We start from the raw sequence: 6,310 nt of genomic DNA, 5'->3' as shown, positions 1-6,310 counted from the left end.
GGCTTCGTGCTTTCATGCATTGTATTTTTAGACTCGTACTTTTTAGATCAGGAAGACGGCTTTACCTCACTCATTCCTGCTCGTCATTCCCTGTCGGAAGCTCGGCAAGACACGCTGCCACTTCGGCTTCCAGCAAGGCGATCAATCGTGTCTGCACTTCCTGCTCAGCACTGCCATCTTCCGCCACCGGCAGCTGCCAACTCAATTCCAGATAACGTTCACTGCGCATCGATAGTGCCATTCCAATCAGACTGCCGTTGGCTCCGCTCAGGGTCTGACGAGCCGAGAGCACATCAATAATGGTGGCTGCCACACCTGAGCAGGCCAACCGCCCTGCACTGTCTGGCGTTGCCGCTTCAGCCTGTATCGCAGGTGTCACTCGCTCACGCTTGAGCAACCCTCTGATCAGACGCCCTTGGCTAGTGTTCTCTGGCAAATCGACAAACGGGCGCTCATTGAGGCGGGCCAGACACAGCGGCTTGTTCAACAACGGCCAACGCGCCGGCCATAACAGCATCAATGGTAGCCTGAGGACTTGCTGCTGATGAGCAGTAGTCTCCTCGTCTGACGCGTCCGTCACCGGTGCCTCAATGACAGATTCCGGCTCACTCGACGGCGGATTGTCTCCCAGCTCTGGCATGGTAGCTGTCGCACTCGTGCCATCCTCGTCTTCTATCAGGACGGTCTCTTCACGGGCACGCTGCCGCAGGCTGGCGTTGAGCTCACGCGCACGCGCCGCCGCTGTCGCAGCCCGCTTGCCACCCTGCGGCTCTGGCGGTGCTTCCAGATTCACTGCCATTGCTACCCGCCCTTCGCGCGCGGCCTCTACCTGCTGCGATGGCTCCATCACCTCAATCACCGGCAACCAGTCACTCAGCGCTTCACAGGCTGCGATACGCGTCAGCCAACCAGCACTGAAGGCTTCAAGCGCAGGTGTTACTGCCAAGACCAGCCGTGGACGAGTACCACTGCCAGGCCCAAATGCCAGACGACGCAACTCGGATTGTGCCGTGAACATCTGTGCCAGCGATGGCGTCAGCCGCTCAGCCTCAGGCGTTGGCACCAAGCGGCCGCCTTCACGCAGAAACAGCGAATAGCCCAGCGTCTGCTCAAGCTGCGCCAACCCACGCGAGACAACCGGTACGCTGATACCCAGCTGCGCCGCACCGCCCTTCATCGAGCCACATTCGACGACTGCCCATAGCATTTCCAGCTGCCGCAGCCGCATGCCTGGCTCACGTGTTCCGGTGTCTGACTGCGCCATCTTGTTGCTCCCTGAAGATATCGACCGATATGCCCCTGTCATCGAGTCAGCGGCATCTGCCTATTTTAGCCTTACGCTAATCATGCTGAGACTAAATGTCACGCACGTTATGAAAGCAGCTCCCCAGAACGACGCCACCCCCGCTGACGAATCAGCGAGGGTGGTGGTATGGCTTGCCATCGATGGCCCAGTGGCATCAGGGCAGCCTGGCGTCAGAGCATCGACGGATCAGGACAGCGCAAGCACGCCTTCCGCTTCAAACAGCACGCCCTTGGGCAGCTCCTTGACGCCGACGGCAGCACGCGCCGGATACGGCTGAGTGAAGTACTGCTCCATCAAGGTATTGACCACGGCAAAGTTGCTCAGGTCGGTCAGGAACAAGTTGACCTTGACCAGTTGATCCAGACTACCGCCAGCCGCTTCACACACCGCCTTGAGGTTGCGGAACACTTGATCTGCCTGTGCTTCAAAGCCGCCTTCAACCACTTCCATGGTAGCCGGGTCCAACGGGATCTGGCCGGACAGGAACACCAGATTGCCCGTCTGAACTGCTTGGGAGTACGGGCCAATCGCGGCCGGCGCGGATTCGGTGGAGATAATCTGCTTGGTCATGCGTCATTCCTCAAGAAGCCATCAATCACTAGGGGAAACATCAATCAACAAGACAGCATCAATCGATGAGAAAGCATCAAAAACGATCAGGCGGCGTAACGACCGAGGCTCAAACCATTTGGATCAATACCGGGCTTGCGGCCGTCTACCAGGTCCGCCAACAGGCTCGCACTGCCACAGCTCATGGTCCAGCCCAGGGTACCGTGACCAGTGTTCAACCACAGATTGTCATACTTGGTGGCACCAATGATCGGCGTGGAATCCGGTGTCATCGGGCGCAGGCCAGCCCAGAACTCGGCACGTGCATAGTCGCCGGCTTCAGGGAAGATATCGCGGACGACCATGTTGATGGTCGCGCGGCGCTTCTCGAGCAGTGACAGATCGAAGGATGCCAGCTCGGCAGTGCCGCCGACACGAATGCGGTCATCAAAGCGCGTCAGCGCCACCTTGTAGGTTTCATCCATGACAGTAGACTGCGGCGCGGCATCGGCGTCGATGATCGGCACTGTCAGGCTGTAGCCCTTGACCGGATAGATCGGCAGGTCCAGATCCAGATCCTTGGCCAGAAACGGTGAGTAGCTACCCAGACACATGACATAACTATCCGCCGTCATCTCGCCACGGTCCGTGATGACCTTTTCAATACGGCTGCCACTGCGCTGAATACGCTGAATGGTGGTATTGAAGACAAACGTCACGCCGAGAGTGTCGCGGCAATAATCTGCCAGTCGATTGGTAAAGAGATGGCAATCGCCCGTCTGGTCATCCGGCAAGTGCAGGCCAGCGATGAACTTGCCCGGTACGCGAGCCAGAGCCGGCTCGACGAGTGCACAGGCATCAGCGTCCAGCAAGGAGTGACGCACGCCACAGCCTGCCAGTACCTTCATGTCCTTCTGTACCGCTTCCACCTGAGCCTCAGTGCGGAACAACTGCAGCAGACCTTGCTGGCGATCTTCGTAACGCAGACCAGTGTCGTCACGCAGCGCGTTGATGCACAGGCGGCTGTACTCGGCGACGCGCACCATGCGCTCCTTGTTGACGGCATAGCGATCAGCATTGCAATTGGCGAACATCTTGACCATGAACTTGGCCATCTGCGGATCCATGCGCGGCTGAATCTTGAGCGGCGCGTGCTCCTGGAACATCCACTTGACGGCTTTCTGCGGAATGCCAGGGGCTGCCCAAGGAGATGAGAATCCGAAGGATACCTGTCCTGCGTTACCGTAGCTGGTTTCCATCGCAGGGCTGGCCTGACGATCCACCACCGTGACCTCATGACCCTGGCGTGCGAGATAGTAGGCACTGGTGACACCGACGACGCCGCTTCCGAGCACAAGAATTTTCATGTTGGCCTACTCCGTGACTGCAAACCGCGCCCTGCGGTAAATGAAAAGCATATCCAGCGCCCATCAGCACCGGATGAATTCAATAGGCCATTATCGGGCAACCGATTACTCGCAGCTGCTTGACCTGAATATCACCAGTATAGGGCCACCGCTCATCACTAATATTCTGTTATATACCCATTAATCAGAAAAATATTAGGTAATTTTGCCGACTCTCTAGTGTTAAACAACAAAAAAGCGGCCATTTTTAGAATGGCCGCTTTTTTGTTGCGCACTGCGTTGTTGGCTAGCTCATTTATCCCTCAAGACCTTGCGTCTACGCCTCCCCTTTTAGTTCAGACGGAGGCCGCTGCAGAAATCTTGCGTAATGGCTTGCCCAAGCTACCGATGGCCTGACGATACAACCGCCAGGCAACGACACCCGCCAGCAGATTGCCAATGGCGGCACCGATCGCCACCCCACGCAGACCATCCATCTGAGCCCCGATCCACACCGCCGGCAGAAAGCAGACAAAAAGACGAATGAAGGACAACAGCGTTGCCCGCAATGGCCAGCCCAGCGCATTGGCCGCAGACACCACCAGCATACAGATGCCCAGGAAGGCATAGCTGGGCAGCATCCACGGCACCAGCAGGACCAGTGCTTCAGCCACGTCACTGCTACCGACCAGTACATTCGCCAGCGGCGATGCCAGCAAGGTCACGATAACGCCCAATATCAGCTGCCAGACAATGACCACGCGCGCGACCAGGTTCATCAGGCGGCGAACCTCTTGCCAGCGACCTGCCCCGTAACAACGCCCTAGCCACGGCGGCAGCGACATGGTCAATGCCAGCACCACGATCAGCGAGAAGGTCTCAAGCCGAGAGGCAATACCCCAGGCGGCGACCTGAGTCTGTCCCAGGCTTGCCACAATCGCTGTGACCAGCATGGCTGCCAGCGCAGGCATCATCTGGCAAAGCATGGCCGGACCTGCAATCCCCATCAACTGACGACGTGATTCACGCCACTCACGAAGCAGACCGCGATACTCGACCCATCCCTGTCCACTCAACTTGCTTGCCGTGATCACCAGCCGATGGCAAAAGCGATCAAGGTCGCCCAGGCAGCTCCTGCCAGACCAAAGCCAGGAATCGGGCCGAGACCGAAGATCAACAGAGGATCGAGCGCCAGGTTCAATAAGCTGGTGATCAGCATCATCACACCCGGCAGCCGAGTATTACCGTGCGCACGAAACAGGCTGTAGAGCACATAAGCCATCGCACCCAGCCAACTGGCGACCAGCCACGGCCCCCAATATTGCTCGATCAGCGTGAGTTCCTGATCATTGGCGCCCAGCAGATGGAAGGCTGGTACGCGCACTATCCACAGCAATAGCAGCAACAACGCGAGCACACCACCGGATGCCAAGACCACGACTCCTCCCAAGCGGCGCGCGCGCGCATCCTCTTCTGCGCCCAGCGTACGCGAGACAATCGCGGCAATCGCAATCCCCATTCCGACCTGAACACCAATGATCAAGAACGTCAGCGGAAAGGTGAAGGACTGAGCCGCCAGTGGCGCCGTACCCAGACGAGACACAAAAGCAGCATCGACCAGGTTGAAGCCCAGCAGCCCCATTATTCCGATTGTCATGGGCAAGGTGCTGCGCCACAGTCGCGACATCAGCTCACGGGTACTTGGGCAATCGGGCGACGACGATGTGGGTTGCATGATTTTCGAAGACATTCACTCACTCCCAGCATGCCAGGCATCGCTGGTCAAAAAATGACAAGAGCCTCAGAAGTCAGCCCCTGTGGTTAGACAGATGATTCTAAGACTTTGCATCCCATGTCGATAGCATCAGGAAAACATGACTTTGATGCATTATTGGCAACAGGAAAGGCGATGAAATAGCGTGGCGCGTGGTATTAGAGGAAACAGTCGCCGTGCTAAGCTTTGCGAATCACACCTTCTTGCCATCAGCACTCACCTGGCGACATCGATAGTCACATCACTTCCTGCCATCAAGGCAAGCAGCGAAGTGACCACTTTTCCGATTGCATCACGAGAGGTCATACCGTGGATAAAGCATCCCGCTTGTTGCTGTTTCTAGATGTCGTGGAAACGCAGAGTTTTTCCAAAGCGGCAGACCATCGTCAGGTCAATCGCTCGGTGGTTTCCAAACAGATTAGCCGCCTGGAAGAAGAGCTTCAGATTCGCCTTTTCAATCGTTCCACTCGCTCGCTGGCATTGACTGATGCAGGACGTGAGATTCATCAGCATGCACTACGACTGCGTGAGGTACTGGAAGATACTGACGATGTGGCTGGCGCCTATCAGGATGGGCCACGTGGTGTACTCAAGATCACCAGCCCAAGCCATTTCGGTCGCACTTATGTAGCTCAGGCAGTCCGCCTGTATATGGAACGCTATCCGGACACTCAAGTAGAAGTACGTCTGGAAGATCACCTGACGGACATCATCGGTGGTGGGTATGACCTCGCCATCCGCATGTCGGAGCTTGAGGATTCCAATCTGATTGCTCGCCCGTTGGCAGCGCACCGTCACTTGATTTGCGCATCCCCTGCCTTTATCGAGCGCTATGGCATGCCAAAGACCACGGAAGACCTTTCAGGCCTGCCCGCGGCCGTCTACTCCCGTGATGGCTTTATTCTCGACCGCCTACGCATATGCAGTGAAAGTGGCGTCGAGGAGAAGGTCGCATTGGACTCACGCCTCAAGGTCAATGATGGCGATGTCCTGCTAAGCGCCATCAAGTCAGGCGCCTGTTACGGCATGGTATCGGCCATCAACATCAATGATGAAATACTCACTGGTGAGTTGATCCCACTGCTGACCGAAGTAACGATGAAGCCATTGCCCTTTATTCATCTGGTCTACCCGCACCGTCAGTATCTACCGCAGAAAACGCGTCGCTTCAGCGATTGTTTGCAGGAAGTGGTAGGCACACCACCGGTCTGGGAGCAGCGAATCCCGGGCTTCGATAGCATGTACGGCTACGGCAAGGTCTGCGGTAGCTGACACCAATATCGCCAAGGTCGAACTAGAGCGTCAGAACTAGAACACCAAAGCTAGAACACCAGA

General features: G+C 56.9%; 4 protein-coding genes and 1 pseudogene. 1 reads left to right on the top strand and 4 read right to left on the bottom strand.

Going from position 1 to position 6,310, the window contains the following annotated elements:
* Positions 1-70: 70 nt before the first annotated feature.
* From BF12_RS0114760 to BF12_RS20405, 4 genes and pseudogenes are all read right to left on the bottom strand, one after another.
* A complete protein-coding gene (locus tag BF12_RS0114760) occupies positions 71-1,264 on the bottom strand; it encodes a LysR family transcriptional regulator (protein ID WP_024952938.1) in 1,194 nt (397 codons plus the stop codon).
* 228 nt (positions 1,265-1,492) lie between these two features.
* A complete protein-coding gene (locus BF12_RS0114755; RefSeq protein ID WP_024952937.1) occupies positions 1,493-1,876 on the bottom strand; it encodes a RidA family protein in 384 nt (127 codons plus the stop codon).
* 86 nt (positions 1,877-1,962) lie between these two features.
* Positions 1,963-3,222 carry a D-amino acid dehydrogenase gene (locus tag BF12_RS0114750; RefSeq protein ID WP_024952936.1) on the bottom strand — a complete coding sequence of 420 codons (1,260 nt, stop codon included), beginning with the start codon at positions 3,220-3,222 and terminating at the stop codon, positions 1,963-1,965.
* Positions 3,223-3,557: 335 nt separating this feature from the next.
* Positions 3,558-4,858, bottom strand: a pseudogene (locus BF12_RS20405) (MATE family efflux transporter).
* 426 nt (positions 4,859-5,284) lie between these two features.
* On the opposite strand from BF12_RS20405, the gene BF12_RS0114740 reads away from it, so the two are divergent.
* The gene (locus tag BF12_RS0114740; RefSeq protein WP_024952935.1) at positions 5,285-6,247 is read left to right on the top strand and encodes a LysR family transcriptional regulator; all 963 of its coding nucleotides are present in this window, start codon (positions 5,285-5,287) and stop codon (positions 6,245-6,247) included.
* Positions 6,248-6,310: the final 63 nt, after the last annotated feature.

This window comes from Cobetia crustatorum (genome assembly GCF_000591415.1).
In the GTDB taxonomy this organism is placed as follows: domain Bacteria; phylum Pseudomonadota; class Gammaproteobacteria; order Pseudomonadales; family Halomonadaceae; genus Cobetia; species Cobetia crustatorum.
The sequence above is the reverse complement of the archived record's forward strand: the minus strand, read 5'-3'. Positions and strand labels throughout refer to the sequence as shown.

Coding starts and splice junctions, on each gene's coding strand:
- BF12_RS0114760 (WP_024952938.1), bottom strand. CDS start 1,264: ATGGCGCAGTCAGACACCGGAACACGTGAGCCAGGCATGCGGCTGCGG.
- BF12_RS0114755 (WP_024952937.1), bottom strand. CDS start 1,876: ATGACCAAGCAGATTATCTCCACCGAATCCGCGCCGGCCGCGATTGGC.
- BF12_RS0114750 (WP_024952936.1), bottom strand. CDS start 3,222: ATGAAAATTCTTGTGCTCGGAAGCGGCGTCGTCGGTGTCACCAGTGCC.